The sequence below is a fragment of the Williamsia sp. Y844 genome, assembly GCF_056786475.1.
This window is the reverse complement of sequence record NZ_JBXCJB010000001.1, coordinates 1,820,283-1,838,864: the sequence shown is the minus strand read 5'-3', so window position 1 is coordinate 1,838,864 and position 18,582 is coordinate 1,820,283. Positions and strand designations below refer to the sequence as shown.

20 protein-coding genes and 1 pseudogene are annotated in these 18,582 nt (G+C 62.1%); 11 read left to right on the top strand and 10 right to left on the bottom strand.

Going from position 1 to position 18,582, the window contains the following annotated elements; genetic code table 11:
• Positions 1–7: 7 nt before the first annotated feature.
• Positions 8–619 carry a GNAT family N-acetyltransferase gene (locus tag AC1TQG_RS08240; protein ID WP_482136443.1) on the bottom strand — a complete coding sequence of 204 codons (612 nt, stop codon included), beginning with the start codon at positions 617–619 and terminating at the stop codon, positions 8–10.
• Positions 616–2,073, bottom strand: coding sequence for a hypothetical protein (locus AC1TQG_RS08235; protein ID WP_482136442.1), 1,458 nt, complete (start codon positions 2,071–2,073; stop codon positions 616–618). Before AC1TQG_RS08235 ends, AC1TQG_RS08240 begins: the two co-directional genes overlap by 4 nt.
• 172 nt (positions 2,074–2,245) lie before the next feature.
• Between AC1TQG_RS08235 and rpsF the strand changes: the two are divergent.
• The 4 genes and pseudogenes from rpsF to rplI form a co-directional block, all read left to right on the top strand.
• Positions 2,246–2,521, top strand: a pseudogene (rpsF, locus tag AC1TQG_RS08230) (30S ribosomal protein S6); the annotation flags it as partial.
• A gap of 241 nt (positions 2,522–2,762) precedes the next feature.
• Positions 2,763–3,305 (top strand): single-stranded DNA-binding protein, encoded by a 543-nt coding sequence (locus tag AC1TQG_RS08225; protein WP_482136441.1) that lies wholly within the window; start codon positions 2,763–2,765, stop codon positions 3,303–3,305.
• A 67-nt stretch (positions 3,306–3,372) separates the two neighbouring features.
• Positions 3,373–3,636 carry a 30S ribosomal protein S18 gene (gene rpsR / locus AC1TQG_RS08220; RefSeq protein ID WP_020106984.1) on the top strand — a complete coding sequence of 88 codons (264 nt, stop codon included), beginning with the start codon at positions 3,373–3,375 and terminating at the stop codon, positions 3,634–3,636.
• Positions 3,637–3,654: 18 nt separating this feature from the next.
• Positions 3,655–4,110, top strand: coding sequence for a 50S ribosomal protein L9 (gene rplI / locus AC1TQG_RS08215; RefSeq protein ID WP_482136440.1), 456 nt, complete (start codon positions 3,655–3,657; stop codon positions 4,108–4,110).
• A gap of 77 nt (positions 4,111–4,187) precedes the next feature.
• Here the strand turns inward: rplI and AC1TQG_RS08210 are convergent, their stop codons facing one another.
• Both AC1TQG_RS08210 and AC1TQG_RS08205 read right to left on the bottom strand, forming a co-directional pair.
• Entirely contained in the window at positions 4,188–4,805 is a 618-nt protein-coding gene (locus AC1TQG_RS08210) for a lipocalin family protein (protein WP_482136439.1), read from the bottom strand.
• Positions 4,806–4,817: 12 nt separating this feature from the next.
• Positions 4,818–6,953, bottom strand: coding sequence for an MMPL family transporter (locus AC1TQG_RS08205; protein WP_482136438.1), 2,136 nt, complete (start codon positions 6,951–6,953; stop codon positions 4,818–4,820).
• Between the two features lie 132 nt (positions 6,954–7,085).
• Here AC1TQG_RS08205 and AC1TQG_RS08200 point away from each other — a divergent pair, with 132 nt between their 5' ends.
• Entirely contained in the window at positions 7,086–7,529 is a 444-nt protein-coding gene (locus AC1TQG_RS08200; protein ID WP_482136437.1) for a MarR family winged helix-turn-helix transcriptional regulator, read from the top strand.
• Between the two features lie 31 nt (positions 7,530–7,560).
• Here the strand turns inward: AC1TQG_RS08200 and AC1TQG_RS08195 are convergent, their stop codons facing one another.
• Positions 7,561–8,082, bottom strand: a complete 522-nt coding sequence (locus tag AC1TQG_RS08195) for a hypothetical protein (protein WP_482136436.1) — start codon at positions 8,080–8,082, stop codon at positions 7,561–7,563.
• 545 nt (positions 8,083–8,627) lie between these two features.
• On the opposite strand from AC1TQG_RS08195, the gene dnaB reads away from it, so the two are divergent.
• Positions 8,628–10,013 (top strand): replicative DNA helicase, encoded by a 1,386-nt coding sequence (gene dnaB, locus AC1TQG_RS08190; RefSeq protein ID WP_482136435.1) that lies wholly within the window; start codon positions 8,628–8,630, stop codon positions 10,011–10,013.
• Between the two features lie 80 nt (positions 10,014–10,093).
• Here the strand turns inward: dnaB and AC1TQG_RS08185 are convergent, their stop codons facing one another.
• Entirely contained in the window at positions 10,094–10,483 is a 390-nt protein-coding gene (locus tag AC1TQG_RS08185) for a VOC family protein (protein WP_482136434.1), read from the bottom strand.
• Between the two features lie 32 nt (positions 10,484–10,515).
• Positions 10,516–11,562 (bottom strand): aldo/keto reductase, encoded by a 1,047-nt coding sequence (locus AC1TQG_RS08180; RefSeq protein WP_482136433.1) that lies wholly within the window; start codon positions 11,560–11,562, stop codon positions 10,516–10,518.
• Between the two features lie 68 nt (positions 11,563–11,630).
• Between AC1TQG_RS08180 and AC1TQG_RS08175 the strand changes: the two genes are divergently transcribed.
• From AC1TQG_RS08175 to AC1TQG_RS08165, 3 genes are read left to right on the top strand one after another with little or no spacing between them, the layout of a single operon-like run.
• On the top strand, positions 11,631–12,176 hold the full coding sequence (locus AC1TQG_RS08175) for a TetR/AcrR family transcriptional regulator (RefSeq protein WP_482136432.1): 546 nt from the start codon (positions 11,631–11,633) through the stop codon (positions 12,174–12,176).
• Positions 12,177–12,199: 23 nt separating this feature from the next.
• Positions 12,200–12,427, top strand: a complete 228-nt coding sequence (locus AC1TQG_RS08170; protein WP_482136431.1) for a hypothetical protein — start codon at positions 12,200–12,202, stop codon at positions 12,425–12,427.
• The gene (locus AC1TQG_RS08165) at positions 12,393–13,268 is read left to right on the top strand and encodes an alpha/beta hydrolase-fold protein (RefSeq protein WP_482136430.1); all 876 of its coding nucleotides are present in this window, start codon (positions 12,393–12,395) and stop codon (positions 13,266–13,268) included. The genes AC1TQG_RS08170 and AC1TQG_RS08165 overlap by 35 nt, the downstream gene beginning before the upstream one ends.
• A 9-nt stretch (positions 13,269–13,277) precedes the next feature.
• Here the strand turns inward: AC1TQG_RS08165 and AC1TQG_RS08160 are convergent, their stop codons facing one another.
• Positions 13,278–14,666 (bottom strand): outer membrane protein assembly factor BamB family protein, encoded by a 1,389-nt coding sequence (locus tag AC1TQG_RS08160; RefSeq protein WP_482136429.1) that lies wholly within the window; start codon positions 14,664–14,666, stop codon positions 13,278–13,280.
• 2 nt (positions 14,667–14,668) lie between these two features.
• Complete coding sequence (locus AC1TQG_RS08155; protein ID WP_482136428.1) at positions 14,669–15,988, bottom strand: hypothetical protein; 1,320 nt, start codon at positions 15,986–15,988, stop codon at positions 14,669–14,671.
• Positions 15,989–16,196: 208 nt separating this feature from the next.
• On the opposite strand from AC1TQG_RS08155, the gene AC1TQG_RS08150 reads away from it, so the two are divergent.
• Complete coding sequence (locus AC1TQG_RS08150) at positions 16,197–16,724, top strand: ester cyclase (RefSeq protein WP_482136427.1); 528 nt, start codon at positions 16,197–16,199, stop codon at positions 16,722–16,724.
• A gap of 261 nt (positions 16,725–16,985) precedes the next feature.
• Positions 16,986–17,387 carry a hypothetical protein gene (locus tag AC1TQG_RS08145; RefSeq protein ID WP_482136426.1) on the top strand — a complete coding sequence of 134 codons (402 nt, stop codon included), beginning with the start codon at positions 16,986–16,988 and terminating at the stop codon, positions 17,385–17,387.
• Between the two features lie 97 nt (positions 17,388–17,484).
• On the opposite strand, the gene AC1TQG_RS08140 is transcribed toward AC1TQG_RS08145, so the two are convergent.
• Positions 17,485–18,222, bottom strand: coding sequence for an SDR family NAD(P)-dependent oxidoreductase (locus AC1TQG_RS08140; protein WP_482136425.1), 738 nt, complete (start codon positions 18,220–18,222; stop codon positions 17,485–17,487).
• Positions 18,223–18,582 lie beyond the last annotated feature (360 nt).

Here is an 18,582-nt window from a genome sequence, read left to right as displayed (position 1 = left end):
CGCGACCTCATCGGCGCAAGCGTTGCTCCAGAACCTTCTTGGCCGCGGGCCAGTCCTCGTCGGTCATCGCGTATTGGGCCGTGGTGCGCCACAACGACGGCCGCGGTCCGTTCGAGCGGGTCTCCTCGGCGGGTCCGGGCAGTGGCCGGTGTTTGCGTAGGAGCCCCTCAAAGGTGGTACCCAGTTTCGCGATCCCGGCCCGGGACTGGGCATTGCGTTCGTCGGTGTGCCAGACCACCCGGACCGCACCGAGTTCCTCGAAAGCCCGTTGCAGCAGCAGGAGTTTGGCCTCCGGGTTGACCGTGGTGCCCTGGGCTGTCGTCGAATACCAGGTGTGACCGATGGCGAGCGTCCAATTTGCGGGTTCGATGGCGTAGAAACTGGTGGACCCGACGATCCGGCCAGAGTCTTGGTCGAGCACGGCGAACGCCACCCGATCGGGAGTGTCGAGGGCGGTCTGGATGTATCGGGTGGCGCTGTCGGCATCGGTCGGGACCGTCGTCCATTTGTAGGCGTCCTGGTGATCGACCGCCGCATACAGCGCGGAAGCGTCGGACAATGTCAACGGGCGCAGGGTGACTCGAACTCCGGTCAGGACAGGCGCGGTGAACCAGCTCATGCCGGAACGGTAGTCTCCGGGACCTTCTCAGGTGAAGCGATTTTCGGCGGCACCCGCAGGGGCGCACCGACGAAGTGGTAGATCAGGATCAGCAGACACAGCGCATGAGACCAAACACCGAGCTGCACGCCACCCATCACCCACCAGGTCATGTCGTCGCCGCGGGTGAGGATGCCGAACATCCGGAAGATGGTGAGATCGAGTGCCACATCGCCGATCAGATAGAGCACGATGATCCGCCAGTCGACGGCGAGCAACACGAAGAAGGGCAGTATCCACAGTGTGTACTGCGGCGAGTGCACCTTGTGGAAGAGCATGAACGCGGCCAACATCGCCGCGCTGGTCCCTATCCACGGGAAGACGTTGCCCCGCTGCCAGTGCCGGACACCGAACCAGACGGCTGCGGCCATCCCGACGATGATCATCAGTGGTGAGGCCACGCCGACGAGCGAGTTGTAGAGACTGCCCGGATCGTTTGGTCCGTCGCCGGTCAGATGTCGAAGGCCCCAGTACCAAATGGAGTTGGTGTCCACGTCGGCCTTGCGCTTGCCCTGGAACGACAGAGAAGCCTTCCAGCCTTCGAAGCCCGCGACCATGAACGGCAACTGGACGGCGACGACCGTCGCGATCGCCACCCCGACCACGCCGCCTGCGCCCTTCCAATCGAGATCGGACTTGGATGACTGTTTGGCACCGATCGCCCGGGTCAGCACAAAGATGGCCAGCGGTAAGACGAATAGCCCCGGATAGATCTTGAGACAGAACCCGATCGACAGGACAAACGACGTCCACAAGGCGCTGGTCCGCAGCGACAGCCACGGCAGTCCGGTGCGGGGATTGATCCGCGCGCCGAAGATCATGATCGCGACCGCGACCACGGTGGTGGCGACGACCGGCAGCTCCCAGTTGTGGAACGCATAGAGAATCAGTGCCGGTGTTGCAGCCCACAGCAGCACCCACCAGCGCGCCAGTAGCGCGAGGAGGATGACGATCAGGACACCGAACGGCGCGATGACCAGAGCCGACTGGAAGAGGAAGTCGGTATCGGTGTGCGCGCCGCTGGCACCGATGTACATCAGCAGTCCCGACAGAACCGGGTATTCGACAACGCCGCCGTACAGCACGCCGTTATCGGTGATGCCGCCGTGGATGAACGGGAAGATGTGGTTGTTGATGTCGCGGCCGACCCAGAGGAACTGCAGGTCGGAGTAACACGGCATGACGATTTCGCCGGTTCCCACGGGCCAGTGGGCGCTGCGACCGGACGCGTCGAACGGTGCTCCGCCGCAGGTGGCCTTACCCAGATAGCCGAGCCACATGAACAGCGAGCTGATCACCAGCGAGATGAGCAGGATCAAAACCAGTTCGCCGCGACCCGAACTCAGGCGCATTCGCCAGGATGGTTTGTCGGGGGTCGTCAGCTCCCATGTCGAAGGGACCGGCGGCGAAGGCATGGGCTACAGGGTAGGAGATGGGTTGTCGCGTGGGCGTTGCCACCCATGGGGGTAGGGAGGATTTCGCTGGTCAGGGTCATCTGGGGTACCCTGGCTCGGTTGCCGACGCAGGCGACCCTCCTGCCACGGAACGTCCGTGGCCTACCTAGTCCATAGGAGGTGATGAGGTCTTATGCGTCATTACGAATTGATGGTCATCCTTGACCCCAACCTGGATGAGCGAACTGTTGCTCCTTCGTTGGATACTTTCCTCAACGTGATTCGCCAGGATGGCGGAAATGTTGCAGGCGTCGATGTCTGGGGCAAGCGCCGTCTTGCTTACGAAATCCTCAAGCACACCGAGGGTATCTACGCAGTCGTCGATCTGAACGCGGAACCGGCCACGGTTACCGAGCTCGATCGCCAGCTCAAGCTGAACGAATCGGTGCTCCGCACCAAGGTGATGCGCGTGGACGAGAAGGCCAAGGTGCGACGGGCGAAGATTGCTGCCAAGTTCGCTGCCAAGGCTGCGGCCAAGCCGCCGAAGGTAGCCAAGTAGCTACCCGGTGTTCCAAGAGAACCAAAAGTTCTCCGCGAACGTCCTAGTGCGTGTCGGTGCCGAGTTCTAGGCTTCCTCTCAACAGGGGGCTCGCTCGGTGCACATCGACCCCAAACCACTGCGCAACCGCAACTGATCTCGGGAGATACACATGGCTGGCGATACCGTCATCACCGTCGTTGGAAACCTGACAGCCGATCCGGAACTACGGTTCACACCGTCCGGTGCCGCTGTCGCGAACTTCACCGTGGCTTCCACGCCGCGGACGTTTGACCGGCAGACCAATGACTGGAAAGACGGCGAAGCGCTGTTCATGCGGTGCAACATTTGGCGCGATGCCGCGGAAAATGTTGCCGAGTCTCTTACCAAGGGTTCGCGGGTGATCGTGTCCGGCCGGCTCAAGCAGCGGTCGTACGAAACCCGTGAGGGTGAGAAGCGAACGATAGTGGAACTAGAGGTCGACGAGATCGGTCCCTCACTTCGCTACGCCACCGCAAAGGTCAATCGGGCCTCGCGCGGCGGCGGAACAGGCGGAGGTGGCGGCAACTTCGGGTCCGGCGGCAGCGGCAGCGGTGGAAACCGTGGCGGTGGCGGCGGAGGTAACTCGAGTGCAGCTGCATCGAACGACGATCCGTGGGGCAGTGCTCCCGCGAGCGGATCGTTTGGTGGCGGGGACGACGAACCACCGTTCTGACGAACATTTCCAGACACCCATCGGGATGAAACCCGAGCCGTCTGAACATTTTTTGGAGTAAGTACACATGGCTGGAAAAGCTAAAGGCGGACGGAAGGTCCGTGGCGCAGAAAAGGTTGTCAAGGCCAAGGCCTGCACCTTCTGCAAAGAGAAGAACCTACTGATCGACTACAAGGACACCGCGCTGCTGCGTCGTTTCCTGTCGGACCGTGGCAAGATCCGCTCGCGTCGGGTCACCGGTAACTGCGTCCAGCATCAGCGTGACGTGGCCATCGCGGTGAAGAACTCGCGTGAAGTTGCCTTGCTGCCCTTCACTTCGACCTCTCGATAAGCGGAAAGGACCAAGAATATGAAACTGATCCTCACCGCAGAGGTTGAGAACCTGGGCGTCCCCGGCGACACCGTCGAGGTCAAGGATGGCTACGGCCGTAACTTCCTGCTCCCACGTGGACTGGCGATCGCTGCCACCAAGGGTGCAGAGAAGCAGGTCGAAGGCATCCGTCGTTCACGGGCTGCCCGCGAAGTTCGTGGCGTCGAGCACGCCAACGAGATCAAGCAGGCCATCGAAGGGCTCTCCGAGGTCAAGCTGGGTGTCAAAACCCACGACTCCGGCAAGCTGTTCGGTTCGGTGACCGCCAACGATGTTGTCGGTGCCATCAAGACCGCCGGTGGACCGTCGCTCGACAAGCGGAGCATCGCACTGCCCAAGGGGCACATCAAGGCCACCGGCAAGTACCCGGTTGTGGTCAGCCTTCACAACGACATCGTTGCGAAGTTCGACCTGACCGTGGCTGCTGCCGAGTAGTCAGCTTCTGTCTACGACAAACCCCCGGCCCTTTGGGTCGGGGGTTTGTTGTATCTCCGGGTATTGCGACGACGGGATCAGACGGTGCAGAGCGGCCGGATCTCGTTCGAGCCACCGGTGGTCGGTGAGGTCAGGATCAGGCAGGCGTTGTAGCCGCTGTCCTCGGCGACCTTACGGATTTCCTTCCATCCCTCGGCACTGACCGCCGGTTCGCGGGACAGGATGAAGGCCGACGTGCGCGACGGGTTGCCGACAAACGCCCACGAGTAGTCGTCGGCGATATGGGAGACAACGTAATTGGTGGGTCCGCTCTTGGACTCCTGCGTCGGCACACCGGGGAAGCTGACATGCAGCTGCGCGCCGGTGACGGTGTCGTTGACGCGGGCGTTACCGACGATCCGGTTGTCTCCGCCTGTCCAGGTGATGCAGGTGTTCTCGACCCGGATGTTCGATGCGTCGATCAGTTGGTAGTTGGCCTTGGTGTCGCGGGCACAGATCAGGTTGAACGGCTGTGGGAGTGCGGCGATCTGGTTCCACTCACCGAGGTAGCGCTGGGTGTCGAGTTTGGCCACCGGCCTCAACGGCGGCGGGGCAGAGCTGATGTCTGCGGAGGCCGGCGCGGCGAAGGCGAGGGCGAATCCCATTGCCAGGGCGCCTGCCACGAGTTGGGTGATGCGACGAGTCGAGAACGTCATGGTTGTCGTCTCCTACTTCGGTTGCGGTTCTGATACAGGTTGTGGACGCGCTTGTGTATCCACATTGCCGGGCCACCAGATTCGTGGCCCGATCAGACTGAAGAGCGCCGGGATGACCACCGTGCGCACGAGGAAGGTATCGAGCAGGATGCCGATGCCGACGATGATGCCGAGCTGGGTGAGTGTGATCAGCGGCAAGATGCCCAGCACGCAGAACACGGCTGCCAAAACGATTCCGGCACTGGTGATCACGGCACCGGTGGAGGCCACCGCGCGGATGATGGCATCGCGGGTCCCGTGCCCCGGGGTTTCCTCCCGGGCTCGGATCACCAGGAACATCGTGTAGTCGATGCCGAGCGCGACCAGGAAGAGGAACGAGTAGAGCGGCACGTTGTCGTCGAGGGCGGGAAAACCGAAGACGTGCTCACTGATGAGGCTGCCCAGACCGATTGCGGCGACGGTGCTCAAGACCGTGGTGGCCACCAGGACCACCGGCGCCACCAGGGCTCGCAGGAACACGATGAGGATGACGAACACCACGGCCAGGATGAGCGGAATGATCAGGAAGCGGTCGCTTTCCGCGGCATTGCGGGTGTCGAGTGCTTGAGCGTCCGAACCGCCGACCAGCGCATCGGAGTCCGGGACATCGGCGGTGGCCGAACGTAGATCGTCGATGACGTCGAAGGCCTGCTGTGATGCCGGTGCGGCATCGATCACCACCGACCACTTGGTCCATCCGGTCTCGGACCGTCCGTCCTCGGTTGCCGACACCACACCGTCGGTGGCATCGAGAACACCCTGGATCTGTTGTGCGGTATCGGTTTTCGCGACGACAGTCGTCGGGTCGGCCTCGCCGGCCGGAAAGTGTTGCGCGAGTGCGTCGAATCCTTCGACAGAGTCGGCACTCACCCGGAACTGCTCGGTCTGCGACAGGCCGATCTGGGCGCCGGCCAGACCGAGTGAACATGCGATGAGCACGGTCAGGGCGACCGCCAACACCTTGATCGGATGGCGGGAGACGCCGCCGGCGATCCGGAACCACAGACCACCCTCGGTCGGAATCGGGTCACCGACCTTGGGGATGAATGGCCAGAACAGCCGAGTTCCGCAGAGCGCCAACAGCGGTGGGAGTACCAGGAGCGCGAAGAGGACAGCGACCACCAGGCCGGCGGCGGCCAGGGCGCCGAGGCTGCGGGTGCTCGGCAGGGTGGCGAGCAGCAGGGTCAACAACGCCAACACAACGGTGGCGTTGGATGCCAGGATCGCCGGGCCGGCGTGGCGCACGGCGTAGTGCAGGGCCACCCGGTGATCGGGTTCGGTGCGGAGTTCTTCGCGGTACCGCGAAATCAACAGCAGGGCGTAGTTGGTACCGGCGCCGAAGACGAGCACGCTGGTGATCCCGGCGGTGGATCCGTCGAACGACAGGCCGGTGAGTTCGGCCAGTCCGGTGCCGATCGAGTTGGCCACGCGGTCGGCGAAGGCGACGACGATCAGCGGAATCAGCCACAGGATCGGTGAGCGATAGGTGGCGATGAGCAAGATTGCGACAACCAGCGCGGTCACTGCCAGCAGGGTGATGTTGGCGCCGGAGAAGGCGTTGGCGGTGTCAGCGCCGAAGGCCGGGCCACCGGTGACATAGGTCTTGAGGTCGGCAGGCAGACCATTGTCGGCGGCGCTGCGGAGCTCATCGACGAGGTCGGTGAGTTTGAAGCCGCTCAAGTCGGTGTTGACCGGGACGATCGAGATCGCGGCCATCCCGTCCGGTGAGGTGATCACGGGCGGTCCGGCCGGGGTATCGGCAGGTACGGAACGGTCGATCGCGAGCATGCGCTGGTGTGCGGCCGCCACAGCTTGCTGATCGGCGGCGGTGAGCACGCCGCCGTCCGTGCGCACGGTCACCAGGACCGCTGGCGCCACGTTGGAATCGGGGAACTCTTCCAGGAGATCTTTGACCTGCGCCGAATCGGCTGAGGTCGGCAGCGAGGTGGGTGCCTCTTCGGCCGAATCGTTACCGCCGATCAAACCCATCGCGCCACCGGCGAGAATCAACACGACCAGCGCGACCAACCACGACCGGCGACCGGTCACGAGGGCAGCGAAGCGGTCCCAGCGGGTGCCAGAATGGATGGACTTGTCGATAATCGCCATTGCAAAACCGTCTCATATGTTCAACTATTGAGCAACTAAAGTATCTCGGTGTCGAGATGCTTTGACCGGAAGAAGGAACTTGTGTCCGAGCAACCGCCATCTGAGGATCCGCGTGCTGCGCTGGAAACTCAGATGTCCTCTGACCTGCGGCTGCTCAACGCCGAATCGGATCGGATCACCAGGGTTTTCGCCGGGCAGAACGATCTCAGCGCCAACGACTTCCGGGCATTGCTGCACGTGATGGTCGCCGACGCCGATGGTGAGCCGCTGACCGCCGGGGCGCTTGGCAAGCGGATGCAGGTGTCCGGGGGCGCGGTGACGCACCTCGTCGAGAGAATGATCGCGACCCAACACATCCGGCGGGCACCACATGAACGCGATCGACGGAAAGTGATGCTGCACTACGACGATCACGGCATGTCCGTCGCACGGGAGTTCTTTGCGCCACTCGGCCGACACATGCGGGACGCGTTCGCGGAGTTGCCCGACTCCGATCTCGAGGCTGCACATCGGGTCTTCGCGGCGATGGTTGCTGCCATGGAGGCCTACCAAGAGGCCCTCGAAGATCCGAAATAGGCTGGTGCGCTCGTTATCTGAGAAAATGTTGTCAGCGTTGGTCTGCCGGCAGGAAGCGCGGATCAGAGTTCTTGTCATGGCGAGTGTCACCTGCCGGGTAGACGAACTTGAACCAGGTCTGCGTGACCGTGAACGCGCGGGGACCTGCGACGCAGGTGACACCGACGGGGCTCACGGCGCAGGTTGATCCCTCGACGGTGATCGACTGGCCGACGTCGAGGAGTGGCGCGGGGAACCCGCCTGTCGGCGTGGTTCGGTAGCTGGTGTTGGCCGGGACCCAGTAGGGGCCTTCTTGTCCGCCGGAGATGGCCACTCCGACTTTCCCTGGGGGTGCGGTTCGCGGATGTCCGCTGCAGCCGTTGAATGCGTAGCCGGGGCCCAGCGCACAGGCGCGACCGCTCGGGGTGACAAAGAATGTGCGCCCGTTGTCGGCGTAATCGGGGGAGCGGTAGGGCGATGGATCAATCGCTGCATAGCCGGATAGGTCCGGCACTTGGTGATAGTCGGGCGATGGTGCGGCCGATGCCATCGAGCCCGTTGTCAGAAGTGCCACTGTCGCGGCACCTGCAATGACTGCTCCGAGTATTTTTCGCACGAACGCCTCCCCCGAATGGTCCCCGACACTTCATTCCACCACTATTGGGCCGATCACGTGGTCAGGTTCGGCGTCAAGCAAAAACGATCGCGAAGATCACTTTTGATAGGTCGCAAAACCAGTCGGATGTTTGCACCTCAGTGGTCTGCGCGTCACCCGTGATTCATCGTGAGCTAAACCGAACACGCCCGAAACCGGACATCCGGGGACACGCCGCGAGAACGCTATCCACAGTAACTAAAAGTCTTGAACAGCCCCTGAGCTGGGATGATCACAAATGTGACTTGAGTTATCCACAAGTTCCACACAGGGCGCTAACAAGATGTGGCGGATGGTGCACAGCTGGCTAACAGGCTGATCCACAGGTGCATTTGGCCGGATCCGCACCAGCCCTTAGTGTCTGCCGGAGTGTGTCGAATCGAGTCGGCTTCGGCATGGCGGTTCCGAGATGTCGGAGCGGCCTGCGAGACTTGAACCGAACAAACTAGCGAAGGGGTGGCATCTTGGCCGTCGTTGATGACCGCGGATATGCTCAACCCCAGGATCAGGCGCCACCGAGCGAAGATTTTGGTCGTCAACCCCCTCAGGACATGGCTGCGGAACAGTCCGTTCTGGGCGGCATGATGCTCTCGAAGGACGCCATTGCCGATGTCCTCGAGAAGCTGCGCCCGGGTGACTTCTACAAGCCCGCTCATCAGGCTGTGTACGACGCGATCCTCGACCTGTACGGCAAGGGTGAGCCGGCCGACGCGGTGACCGTGGCAGGCCAGCTGGACCGCATGGGCGAACTTCGTCGAGTAGGCGGTGCGCCGTACCTGCACACGTTGATCTCCACGGTTCCGACGGCCGCCAATGCCGGCTATTACGCCGAGATCGTCGCCGAGAAGTCGATCCTGCGCCGACTCGTCGAGGCGGGCACGCGCATCGTGCAGTTCGGCTACGCCGGCGCCGATGGCCAGGATGTGGCCGAAGTGGTCGACCGTGCGCAGGCCGAGATCTACGAGGTGACCGAGCGTCGCACCACCGAAGACTATGTTCCGTTGGAAGAGTTGCTGCAGCCGACGATGGACGAGATCGACTCCATCGCGTCGGCCGGCGGAATGTCCAAGGGCGTGCCGACCGGGTTCCACGATCTCGACGAGCTGACCAATGGGCTTCATCCCGGCCAGATGATCATCGTCGCCGCGCGACCAGGTGTCGGTAAATCAACGCTCGCCATGGACTTTTTGCGAAACTGCTCGATCAAGCACGGCATGGCCAGTGCCATGTTCTCCCTGGAAATGAGCAAAACCGAGATCGTGATGCGGTTGCTCTCCGCCGAGGCCAAGATCAAGCTCGGCGATATGCGCGCCGGCCGGATGAGTGATGACGACTGGACACGGTTGGCCCGGCGGATGGGTGAAATCTCCGAGGCGCCACTGTTCATCGACGACTCGCCAAACCTCACGATGATGGAAATCCGTGCCAAGGCAAGGCGTATGAAGCAGAAGCATGACCTCAAGCTTGTGGTCATCGACTACATGCAGCTGATGTCATCGGGTAAGAAAGTCGAATCCCGCCAGCAGGAAGTCTCCGAATTCTCGCGAAGCATCAAGCTTTTGGCGAAGGAGATCGAAGTTCCCGTGGTCGCGATCAGCCAGCTGAACCGTGGACCCGAGCAACGTACCGACAAGCGTCCCCAGGTTTCCGACCTTCGTGAATCGGGTTCGCTGGAGCAGGACGCCGACATGGTCATCCTGCTGCACCGGCCCGACGCCTTCGAACGCGACGATCCACGCGCCGGCGAAGCGGACATCATTGTGGGCAAACACCGTAACGGTCCGACGGCAACGATTACCGTTGCGCACCAACTACATTTGAGCAAGTTCGTGGATATGGCGCGCGGCTGATTTCTGCCGCCATCGGGAAATGTCGAGCTGCAGTGCGGCTTCGGTCGTAAATTGCCTGCGCGGCAACTTGTTCGGCCCGGTTACCCACTGTCGGCGGCAGCCGCCCGGCCTCCGGTGTGTGATCCGTCGATGACGTCGAATTCGTTGCCTTCAGGATCGGCGAGCGTCGCCCACCGGATACCCAGGTCGACATCGTTGAGTTTCGTTGCGCCGAGGGAGATGAGTCGGGTGATCTCGGTGTCGAAGTCGGTGGTGGTGAGGTCGAGGTGCATCCGGTTCTTCACGGATTTGCCTTCGGGGACCCGGTGGAAGCTCATCCGCGGGCGATACGCGTCTGGCTCGGTCGCGAGTGAGGCGTGGTCTGCGCTGGCTCCATCGGCGACGGCACATTGCAGGACTTCGCCCCAGAAGGTGGCGATAGCGTAGGCGTCGTGGGCGTCGAAGCTGACACCGAGTACGTTGCTGGACATAATAGTTGGCTTCCTATCGCGAGTTCTGTCGGTCAGAGCGCTGGGATCAGGGGTGTGTCGAGCGAGGTGCGGTCACCGTCGTAGCCGCCCGCGAGTGCGGCCGTCACATCTTCGTGTGGTGTCCCGAGCCGGACAGCGCTGACGTCGTCGAGGCGCTGATAGTGCTCTTCGCTCAACTCCAACTCGAGCGAATCGAGGTATGCCTGCAGCTGTGAGAGGGAGCGTGGGCCGATGATCGGAATCAGTGCGGTGTTCGCCAGTGTGGACCGACGGCGTAGCCACGACATGGACACCTGAAGGGCGGTGCTGCCAATCGCGTCGGCGATGGCCAGCACGGCGTCGAGTACGGCCGCATTGTGCCCTTCGTCCTCGACTCCGCCGCCGTGAGCATTGAGCCGACCTGTCTCGCCGCGGCGGTATTTGCCGGTGAGTAGTCCACCCGCCAACGGTGAATAGAGCAGCGCGCCAAGGCCGTGGGCCTGGGTCATCGGCAGTAGTTCCCGCTCGGCGGAACGTTCGGCGAGGCTGTATTCGGTCTCGATGCCGATCAAAGGTGCATGGCCCGCCAGCTCGGATCGTATTGCGGCCCCGGCTATCCGCCAGGCAGGGAAGTTGGAAAGCCCACCGTGCAGGATCTTTCCGGATCGGATCAAGTCGTCAAAGGTATCGAGGATCTCGGCGACCGGCGTGACACCGTCCGGGAAGTGCGGCATGAACACGTCCACGTAGTCCGTCTGGAGTCGGCGAAGACTGGCCTCCAGGGAGCGGATCATGGTTTTCCGGCTGTTTCCAGTTGTGCCGGGGCCGGAATGGTCTTGTCGGAGACCTGTGTATTTGGTGATCACCACGAAATCGTCTCTATCGGTACCAAGCAGTTCGCCGAGGACGGATTCGGCCCGCCCGCCCTGGTAGACGTCGGAGGAGTCGAACGTGGTGCCGCCCGCAGCGACGAAGGCGTCGAAGATCGTGCGGGAGGCATCGGGTCGGTCAAGGGTCTCGACTGCACCGAAGGTCGAGGTGCCGAGGGCATATTCAGACACCCGAAGGCCGCTGTGGCGAGAAAAGGTCTTGTAGCGCATGGTGGGCTCCAGATGGTGTTCGGTACGATCTGCTCAACGTACCAAATAAAACGAGGGGTCACTCTTTTATGCCGAAGGTCACCCAAGCGCACCTCGACGCGCGACGTCAACAGATAGTGGACGCCGCCCGCGTTCGGTTCGCCAGCCATGGGTTCGCGCGAACGTCGATGGCGGACATCGTCGCTGAGACCGGCCTGTCCAACGGGGCGATCTATCGTTACTTCCGAAGCAAAGACGAGATCGTCATTGCAGTCTGTGAACAGGCGAGTGGCGCACTTCCTGACGCACTCAACGCCGAGGCGGTTCGGGATCTACTCGAGCACATGCGGACCATGTCGCAAGAGACCGGCCATGCCCGACTGGTCGCCCAGATTTACGCCGAAGCCGCGCTGTCGCCGGCATTGGCGGAGGTAGTTCGTGCCCAACTCGAAGAGCTGCGGACGGCGATCGCTGAACTCATCCCTGACAATCACCCGGGTGACCCGGCTCAGATCGCCGAAGCCTTTGTCGCAGTTCTCGTCGGTTACAGCGAACAACTAGCTGTCCGAGGCGATGTCGGCTCTGAGCCTTTCAGTGCCGCATTGATGGCGATTCTCGAGCACGGTACGTCTTGAACCGGGAGGAGGCAGTCGAACTGATGGCGGTCACTGAACCCAACCCGGTCGCCGGGTACACCGATGTCACATTTCGTTGGTACAGCGATGTTCCCGTGGTCGTCTCGCTTCATCTGACCGGCTATCCCGGTACGACCATCCACGGCGGTATCGGGCTGACGCTCACCGAGCCGGGGCATATATGCGACGACGGTCCGACTTCCGGACGACGCATGCGTGAGTTACGGCTTCTTGGTCTTCGAATCCGTTGAAGCGCAACAAAAATTCTCGATCTACCAGGTCCTCGACAATCTCGTCTCCGACCCAGCCAATCCTGATGTGATTCGCCGTCCGTTCGGTATGCGCGGCTCGTCGTCGGTGCTGGAATTGCCGGGCGCGCGGACACACCCGGCGTGGCCGGACCCTGACCAGGATGCGAGATCAGAGGGTGAATCGGCCTATTCCGTAGTGGAATCGGGTCGCACGCTGACGATTCTTCCCGGTGACGTGGATGGACCACTCTTGGTGATGTTCGACGGAGACCTGTGGGCCGACTCCGAATTCGGCTATCGCAGCGCAATGACCCAGCGCAACAGGGATGCAACCGGACCATCGCCGACCGCCATCCTCGTCAGCACACCCGACCGGCGCATTCTCGACAAGCGTGCGTTGATGACGCAATTGTTGACGCGGGAAGTACTTCCGGCACTCGAACGAGCCGGAATCAGATGGAAAGGGATCATCGTCGCCGGCCAAAGCTACGGTGGCCTGGCTGCGGCTGGTCTTCTCATCGACCTCCCCGACCTCGTCGACGCTGCGATCGTACAGTCGGGGTCTTTCTGGTTCGACGAAGAGAGCGAAACACGCGACTACGAGCGACCCGGGACGCTCACTCGGTCGCTCAAACGGATGGCCGGTACCCGCACTTTCACCAATCGCGTTGTGGTGCAGGTCGGAAACATCGAGGGCGCGATGGTCGATCAGTCACGGTGGTTCGCGGACGCGGCGAAGGACGCCGGAGGTGATGTGCACTTCGAAACCTACTCCGGCGGAAACGATTACGCGTGGTATCGCCACGCAATCATCGACGCGATCGACCGTCTGTGCCCATGACCGCACCGGTCACCGCGGCAGCGGTGTGAGACCGATCATCCGGCGGTCCGACGAGAAGATCCACCCGTCGTCGTACCGTTCGGTCGCACTACCCGAGAGGAATGTTTCGGGATCGGGGTCGATGGCTGTGAACGGCGCGGTCCACACCACCTTGCCGGTGCTGACGTCGAAAGCCGTCAACGCGACCCCATCGGTACCGACGATGTAGCTGTCACTGGCCGCGGTCGGCATGAATGTCTCGGCGGTATCGTTGTGCCACAATTGTTTTCCTGTTCCCAGGTCGATACCCGTTTCCGTCTCGACTTCGCCTGACGTGTCACGGAGGTAGGCGATGTCGCCGACGACGGCTTTCACGGTTCCGTACGCGCCCTGGCCGTTGGCTACGAGATCAACGTTGGTCCAGAGTCGATCGCCGGTGGAACGGTCGTACGCGGAATCGCCCAGCAGGATCGGGGCATCGGAGCCTGACGTGTGTTCGAGGATTGGGCTCTGCAGGGCGGAGGTCGTCGCGGTGGCGAGTACCTCTCCGTCGGGGCCTCTGAGTAGCTGCTCGGAAATGGTGTCGTAGGACTCGCAATCGGTGTTCGCCTGCGCCACAACACCACCGGATTCGAGACTCGCGGCGTACACGCAGTTGTCGCCGCTGCTCCACAGCTCGCTACCCGACTCGGCATCGAATTGCGCCATCGTGTTGCTGATCCGCACGAGGCCGACGCCGTCCGTCACAATCAGCGTGTCGGGACCGAACACGTCCTCCCATCCGCCTCCGATGTCGAAGCTTTGCGACCAGCTGGCGGAAACGTCATCGAACGTACCTGAATGGACCCGCACATCGTTCTCCTCGGGACTGCCTTCGACGATGAAAAGGGTGTCCGAGGTGGTGGTGAGACCAAAAATCGATTCCTCAATCGACCGCCTGGCCGTCTCGCCGGATTCGATGTCATAGGTGACGAGCTCGTACTCGTCATCCATTGCATAGCAATAGATCTTGCCGCCGAGCGGTTCCTCGCTGCATTGCTGGAGATCGGCGGCGGGAGCCTCCCAGCGGACGGTCCCATCGTTGGGGTCGACGCCGATCATGACGGCTTCGTCGAGGGTGTATCCGTCGTTGGGGATGCCGGCAATGGTCACCAGGGTGCCTCCCGCAAGGATGAATCCAGGGAGACCGGAGTTGTACGAGGATCCCCCGCGCGGGTCGGAGAAGTCGGCAAACGGCCGGCCGAGGTACTCGGCGGCATCAAGGGACCAGGCGAGTCCGGGCGTTTGCGCGGTCGTCCCGGTGATCTTCTTGACCGATGCCTGCGTGTGGTGGTCCACCAGCACAAACCCCGCTGCGGTGAGGGTGACGACGGCAGCTGCCGCGGCCGCAACGAGTTGCCAGGTGCTCTTGTCGGGCACGTCTACAGTTCCAATCCTGGTGTGAGTGCGATGGATTCGAGCTCATTGAACGAGAGCACCTGATCGGATGTTGCCGCACTGGAACTGACTGAGATCCTCGTCCCGGCAGGTCGCGTCACGATGACCGAACTCGACATCTGCATCGTGGATTCCTCTGGCTTGTTCATCGGGGAGGACGACTGGAAGGACCGCTCGGTCTGTACAACGGTCCCGTCAGCGAGGGTTCGCAGTGTCTTCTGGGTATCGGAACCCGGAAGCGGGCGCTCTTCGACGGGAAGAGGCTGACCTCCGGCGATTGAAATCTCGAGTCCCGCATCGGGATCCGCAGTGCACAGGGTGTCGTTCCCGCCGGGTTGCAAGGGTCTCAGCTTCGGCCCGCCGAGATCGATTGTCGCGAGGATGGCGTCGAGTTTGCGTGCCTGCTCACGAGTAACGGCCGGGCCGTTGGTCTCGGAGTAGCCATAACATTCTTCCGACGGCGCGGGTGTGCCCGGCGGGACGACAGTGCTGATGCGGAGCCGCGGATCGCTGACGATGCGCACCAGATCATCTGTGGTCAAAGGGATTTCGCCGCTGTTCTCCTGCTGTGCGCCCCCGAAGCTGTCGGTGGCACTTGCGTTGATCCATGATCCGTCGGCCACGTATGCCTGTGCCGACCGACTGAGGGTCCGAACGCCATCCACTTCCCGCCAGGTGTCGTGGACATCGACCACAACGCCGTCAGGCAAGGTGCGACGTTCGTCGAGATAGCCTGCCACACATGGGGGAATCGGCGCAGTCCTCTGCTGTACTCCGACGTACACGCTTCCCTTCGCGTCCCCGTTGACCACTGAACCCGACGCCGACGTATACCCGTCCGGCGCCGAGTCGGAGTCACCGAAGTCCATCATTGGTTGAAAGACGAGCGACCGCTCTGGGCTCGCGAACTCGATCTCTGCGCTGTCCGGCAATATCTCGGCAACTGCATTCGACATCGCGGTCGCCTTCGGCCCGCTGAACCAGGGAAATTTGGGGTTGTCGTAGGTCTGCTCATCGCCTGTGAAGACCGAGATCGCGCTGTAGGCCCCGGACTCGTCGGGCTGTTCGACGACATCGCAACCAGGGATGTCAGCCGTCAGGTCGACAGGTTCTTCCACCCTTTCGTATTCGACGGGCGCAGTGGGTTCGGCCTCTGTGGTCGACGTGGGCGGAGCCGTCGTCAATTCCGGTTCCCGCTCAGGTTGCAGAAATCCTGCCAGCACGATCCCGAGCGCAAGGACGGACACGATGACCAGCGCGAAGGTCCACGCTTCCTTCTTACGCGAAGAACTCTCGTCGTCCATCGGTCTCCCCCCGATCGTGGCCGCTACAGAAGCCATGTCGTCCAGACCAGCAAGTTCGTTACGCGAACTCCAGATCGGCGGGGTTGAAGGGGCGTCAGTCGAGTAGTCGACTACACGCGCTTTGGGCGGCGTGCGATGTCAGTCTGGGATGGAAGCCCGCCAGGCGGCGCCAGTGAACTTGCCGCAAATAGAAGTGCATGGAGGACAGATGCCCGATCCCAGCCACACCTCGACCACCACCGCCCCGCCGAGGGACGTCTCCAACGCTGAACTCGTCCGGTGGTCATTGGGCCGCCTCAATGCCAAGGACATCGACAGCCTGCGTGGTTTCTGGACCGCCGAAACCCTCGTGGACTTCCCAACCGGCACGTGTCGTGGAGCCGACGTGGTCGCCGCCTACTTCGAGCAGGTCTTCGCGGCCGTGCACGACTTCGACATGGAGGTCCTGTCGATCGCCGAGGCCGGCAAAGACGTCCTCGTCCATTGGCATTTGACCGGTCGTCACGCCGGAACTTTCGTCGGAGTGGCCGGAACCGGGCGGTCAATCGACTTCGAGGGTTTCGACCACTTTGTCATCGCAGATGGGAAGGTCGTCACAAACACTGTTCGCTACGACCAGATGGAGTTTGCTCGCCAGATCAAGATGCTGCCGCCCGACGGATCGATTGCGGATCGCGCGATGAAAGCCGCCTTCAACGCCAAAACTCGTGTGGCAGGGATGGTTCGCCGTCGCTAGCGCGAGCGGAATCATCGTCCAGAGTGTCTGTGGCGCAACGTTAGTCCCTCTGTAGTCCGATCGATTGAACATCTTGAGCCGAAGATAATCGCCGGGTCGGCGAATGTGTCTGTGCTGCAGTAGAACTGATCCAGGAATGGATTGGGGTCGTCTATGGGACAAGCGGCGAAACCCATTCGGCCCGTTGTTGTCACCCCCTGTTTTGTCTGAGCCGTCTGATATTCGTTCTCCAACAGATTTCCTGGAGAACAGAGGCAAAGAATGATGTCAAGAATCATGCGTCGCGCAGTGGTTGCTGTTGTTGCCGGCTCGGCGTTGGCCGGGGCACTTGGCCTTGCGGCGACCCCGGCACACGCACTCGGTACCGATCAGTACGACCGGGTGCGTTACATGCTGTGCTCGCCCGGTGTGGTCGACATCGACTACACCAACGCGTACGGCAATCACTCGGCCGAGAATCGGATCCGCTTGCCCAAACAGAAGAACGGCGCCCCGTGTGGCTTCTACGACTACACCGTGACCGACGAGTACGGAGGTTACGCCAGCGTCAGCATCGTTGATGAGGACGGCGGCCCCGTGTCGTGCACCATCTGGGTCAACGGACGCGTCGTGTCGAAGTCCAACGACGATTCGAGCTACTACAGCTACGCCAGTTGCTACTGAATTCGATTCCATACGACAGGTCCCGCAGAGCAGAAGGCGGCGGACGGCGGCTGCGGACAATGTGGTCCGCCGCCGCCGCGACGTCCTTCATCCCTGGTCACCAGCGCACGGAACCAGCTGCGTCCACAAATGTTCCCGACATGGCGTCGTCGGGGAGCATGGCGGCGCGGACAACCACCTCGGCCGCTTCGTCCGCGGTGAGCGGCGCCTGCGCCCTGCTATCGGGGGAGAGGTCGGTCTGGACATACCCCGGACACACCGACGTCACCTTGATCGGGGTGTCGACAAGCAGCTTCGACAAGCCGATGGTGATCGAGTTCAGTGCAGCTTTCGAGGCCTGATAGGCCGGCACGATCATCGAAAAGTACTGCGACTGTGGATCGTCCTGCTCTGCCAACGAGCCAACTGTGCTGGAGACGTTCACAATCCGTCCGGCATCGCTCCGCCGAATCAGTGGCAACATCGCCTCGATGACGTTGAGGACGCCCACGGTATTGACGGTGAAGGTTTGCGACGCACTTGCGGGATGGACGAAATTGACGTCACCGGGTTGAGTGGCCTCCGGCAGAATTCCGGCATTGTTCACCAACAGATCCAGATGTCCGTGCCGGTCGCGCAGATCGTCCGCGGCACAACGTGCACTCTCGAATGAACTGACGTCGAGGATCTGGCCCTGCGCGTCAAACCCTTGTGCCTGTAGCTCTTTGACGGCCGACGTCACCTTCTCGTGTGTCCTGCCACTGACTATCACCGTGTAGCCGGCCCGTCCAAGCGCTTCCGCAACGGCGAAACCCAGCCCACGGTTGGATCCGGTGATCAACGCAATTCTCGACATCGTCTGCTCCATGTGTTACCCGCCAACGATTTTGGCGATCTGGTCTGTGCCACTTGATCTTCACTGCAATGAACACTGAAGACTGGCGGGAATCAGACCTGGCATTGGACGACAGAGTCGAGGAGGGATTGGTGATCGGTTCTCCACGACCCCCGACCATGCCGGCACGGGTGGTGCGAAAAGTCCGATTTTGGGGTCGGCGGTAAGGGTGAAGCACTGCGGGTGTTCGCTGATCTTTCCCGTTGATCGGGCGGTTTTACTGTCGGCGCCGTGTCAGGATCGGTGGTGTGGCAAACCGGCCGTGCTCCGGCCACCCGGTTTGCGAAGTATGTCCGACGCCTGTTCCGGTGCACACCCGGA

Coding starts and splice junctions, on each gene's coding strand:
- AC1TQG_RS08240 (WP_482136443.1), bottom strand. CDS start 619: ATGAGCTGGTTCACCGCGCCTGTCCTGACCGGAGTTCGAGTCACCCTG.
- AC1TQG_RS08235 (WP_482136442.1), bottom strand. CDS start 2,073: ATGCCTTCGCCGCCGGTCCCTTCGACATGGGAGCTGACGACCCCCGAC.
- AC1TQG_RS08225 (WP_482136441.1), top strand. CDS start 2,763: ATGGCTGGCGATACCGTCATCACCGTCGTTGGAAACCTGACAGCCGAT.
- rpsR (WP_020106984.1), top strand. CDS start 3,373: ATGGCTGGAAAAGCTAAAGGCGGACGGAAGGTCCGTGGCGCAGAAAAG.
- rplI (WP_482136440.1), top strand. CDS start 3,655: ATGAAACTGATCCTCACCGCAGAGGTTGAGAACCTGGGCGTCCCCGGC.
- AC1TQG_RS08210 (WP_482136439.1), bottom strand. CDS start 4,805: ATGACGTTCTCGACTCGTCGCATCACCCAACTCGTGGCAGGCGCCCTG.
- AC1TQG_RS08205 (WP_482136438.1), bottom strand. CDS start 6,953: ATGGCGATTATCGACAAGTCCATCCATTCTGGCACCCGCTGGGACCGC.
- AC1TQG_RS08200 (WP_482136437.1), top strand. CDS start 7,086: ATGTCCTCTGACCTGCGGCTGCTCAACGCCGAATCGGATCGGATCACC.
- AC1TQG_RS08185 (WP_482136434.1), bottom strand. CDS start 10,483: ATGTCCAGCAACGTACTCGGTGTCAGCTTCGACGCCCACGACGCCTAC.
- AC1TQG_RS08180 (WP_482136433.1), bottom strand. CDS start 11,562: ATGCGCTACAAGACCTTTTCTCGCCACAGCGGCCTTCGGGTGTCTGAA.
- AC1TQG_RS08175 (WP_482136432.1), top strand. CDS start 11,631: ATGCCGAAGGTCACCCAAGCGCACCTCGACGCGCGACGTCAACAGATA.
- AC1TQG_RS08170 (WP_482136431.1), top strand. CDS start 12,200: ATGGCGGTCACTGAACCCAACCCGGTCGCCGGGTACACCGATGTCACA.
- AC1TQG_RS08155 (WP_482136428.1), bottom strand. CDS start 15,988: ATGGACGACGAGAGTTCTTCGCGTAAGAAGGAAGCGTGGACCTTCGCG.
- AC1TQG_RS08150 (WP_482136427.1), top strand. CDS start 16,197: ATGCCCGATCCCAGCCACACCTCGACCACCACCGCCCCGCCGAGGGAC.
- AC1TQG_RS08145 (WP_482136426.1), top strand. CDS start 16,986: ATGATGTCAAGAATCATGCGTCGCGCAGTGGTTGCTGTTGTTGCCGGC.
- AC1TQG_RS08140 (WP_482136425.1), bottom strand. CDS start 18,222: ATGTCGAGAATTGCGTTGATCACCGGATCCAACCGTGGGCTGGGTTTC.